The sequence below is a fragment of the Paenibacillus sp. 2TAB19 genome, assembly GCF_052115185.1.
In the GTDB taxonomy this organism is placed as follows: domain Bacteria; phylum Bacillota; class Bacilli; order Paenibacillales; family Paenibacillaceae; genus Pristimantibacillus.
Genome location: NZ_JBFRGE010000180.1, coordinates 1 through 2,486 on the forward strand (window position 1 = coordinate 1; position 2,486 = coordinate 2,486).

Annotated in this window: 2 protein-coding genes; both read right to left on the reverse strand. The window is 48.6% G+C overall.

Annotated elements, in window-relative coordinates:
* Positions 1 to 260 precede the first annotated feature (260 nt).
* Complete coding sequence (gene codY / locus AB4Z33_RS30760; RefSeq protein ID WP_442053543.1) at positions 261 to 1,031, reverse strand: GTP-sensing pleiotropic transcriptional regulator CodY; 771 nt, start codon at positions 1,029 to 1,031, stop codon at positions 261 to 263.
* A 27-nt stretch (positions 1,032 to 1,058) separates the two neighbouring features.
* The gene (gene hslU / locus AB4Z33_RS30765; RefSeq protein ID WP_442053544.1) at positions 1,059 to 2,462 is read right to left on the reverse strand and encodes an ATP-dependent protease ATPase subunit HslU; all 1,404 of its coding nucleotides are present in this window, start codon (positions 2,460 to 2,462) and stop codon (positions 1,059 to 1,061) included.
* Positions 2,463 to 2,486: the final 24 nt, after the last annotated feature.

Genomic DNA, 2,486 nt, shown 5'->3' on the forward strand with positions numbered 1-2,486 from the left:
GCTCCCTCCATTCTTTGGAATGAAGCGCCATTCAACAAATTCATGCAGTTTCACCACTTTCATTGATGATCTTCTCTTAGTTATTCAACAGAATAATCTTCATTCCTGCTAAGTTCGACACATAWAAATGAAAAAAATGAGACGAGTGTGTCGATATTTGCCGACTTCATAATCTTCAACAATTCCCTAATTTATTACAATAAGAAAAAAGCCCTATCTTTGAATTCAGATAGGGCTGAAATGGTCTAAACGTCCCATTTCTAGTTTTTCATCTTTTGAAGTTCTTGTAAAAGCTGATGGTTTAATATTTTGATGTAGGTCCCTTTCATGCCTAACGATCTTGTCTCAATGACGCCCGCACTCTCGAGCTTGCGAAGCGCATTGACGATTACCGACCGCGTGATGCCGGCACGATCGGCAATTTTGGACGCTACGAGCAGCCCTTCCTTGCCATCAAGCTCTTCAAAGATATGTTCAACGGCCTCCAGCTCACTGAAGGACAACGAACCGACTGCCACGGATACAGCAGCCCGGCTGCGTACCTCTTGTTCGATCTCATCCGCACGCTCACGCAATATTTCCATTCCGACGATCGTCGATCCGTATTCCGCAAGCACTAGATCATCATCATCAAACGTGCCTGACTGTCGAGTCAGTACAAGCGTTCCTAGGCGATCTCCGCCTCCGATAATAGGTACTACGGTCATAATTTCTTGGTCGCCAAGCCGAGGAAACGTCTCATAAACGCCTTCATCCGGCTTCACGTTCGTCATGGATTCCTGCATATCGAGGAACCTGACGTTAGCGTCCTGCGGAAACCTGAGCTCATCAGACGACAAGGAACGCAGGAAATCGTGATCATACACATCAACCGCCGCGCTGCCGAGAATTTTCCCTTTGCGGCTCACAACGAATACATTTGTCTGAATCGTCGTGCACAGCACCTCGGCCATTTCTCTAAAGTTAAGCGCCTTGCCCGCAGCGCGCTGCAGCAAACGGTTCAAGGTTCTTGTCTTTGTAAGTAAAGTCATTACACTGCCTCCCAAAAATCTTAACAACTACAATATATATTGACTCAAATCGCGATTTTGCGCAATGCTTCCCAGCTTTTCCTTCACATATTCCGGTGTAATCGTCATTGTCTCCAGCGATAGCTCAGGCGCTTCGAACGACAAGTCCTCCAGAAGCTTCTCAAGAATCGTGTGCAATCTGCGCGCACCGATATTTTCAGTATTCCGATTGACGTCTGCCGCTATTGACGCGAGCTCACGAATCGCTTCGTTCGAAAACTCCACTTTAATGCCCTCTRTCTCCAGAAGAGCGGTGTATTGCTTCGTCAATGCGTTCTTAGGCTCCGTCAGAATGCTTACGAAATCATCCAAGCTTAGGCTCGTTAATTCTACCCGAATTGGGAAACGTCCCTGAAGCTCGGGAATTAGATCGGAAGGCTTAGCCATATGGAAAGCTCCCGCGGCGATGAACAGCACGTAATCCGTCTTCACAGGACCATACTTGGTCATGACGGTAGAACCTTCAACGATAGGTAAAATGTCCCGTTGAACGCCTTCTCTCGATACGTCGGGACCGTTGCCGCGAGATGGACTGGCGATCTTGTCGATCTCATCTATGAAGATAATGCCGGATTGCTCTGCGCGAAGTACCGACTCCGAGATGACATCATCCATATCAATCAGCTTATTCGCTTCTTCCTGGGTAAGCACCTTGCGGGCTTCCTTGACCGACAGCTTACGCTTCTTATGCTTCTTCGGCATGAACTGACCGAACAGCTCCTGCATATTCATGCCCATGCCTTCAGGTCCTTGGCCAGACAACATATCCAGCATATTAGGAGTGGAGTCTTCAACCTCGATCTCTATCGTCTCGTTCTCCAGCTTGCCTGCTGACAGCTGTTCCTTCACCTGACTGCGTCTTTGCTGAACGTTAAAGTCAACGTCCGGCTCTTCGACTTCCTCTTTCGCCTGCTGCTGATTGTTGCCGAACAGCATTTCAAAAGGATTTTTGGCTGACTTCGCTTTGGCAACAGAAGGCGCTAGCAACGATACAATACGCTCGTTAGCAAGCTTCTCGGCCCGCTCCTGCACGCGCTCCGTACGCTCGGCCTTCACGATACGAATCGACGTCTCAACGAGATCGCGAACCATTGACTCGACATCACGGCCAACGTAACCCACTTCAGTGAACTTCGTCGCTTCAAGCTTCACGAAGGGAGCTTTCACCAGCTTAGCCAAACGGCGGGCAATTTCCGTCTTGCCGACACCGGTAGGACCGATCATTAAAATGTTTTTCGGAACGATCTCATCGCGCAGCGATTCATCCAGCATGCTTCTGCGATAACGATTGCGGAGCGCGATCGCAACCGACCGCTTCGCTGACTTCTGACCGACAATATATTTATCCAGCTCTGCAACAATTTGGCGCGGCGTTAAGGCATCATTTTTCATACTATAATCCCTCCGATAATAGAT

Excerpts from the sequence above, each read along its gene's own strand:
- codY (WP_442053543.1), bottom strand. The coding sequence starts at position 1,031 with ATGACTTTACTTACAAAGACAAGAACCTTGAACCGTTTGCTGCAGCGC.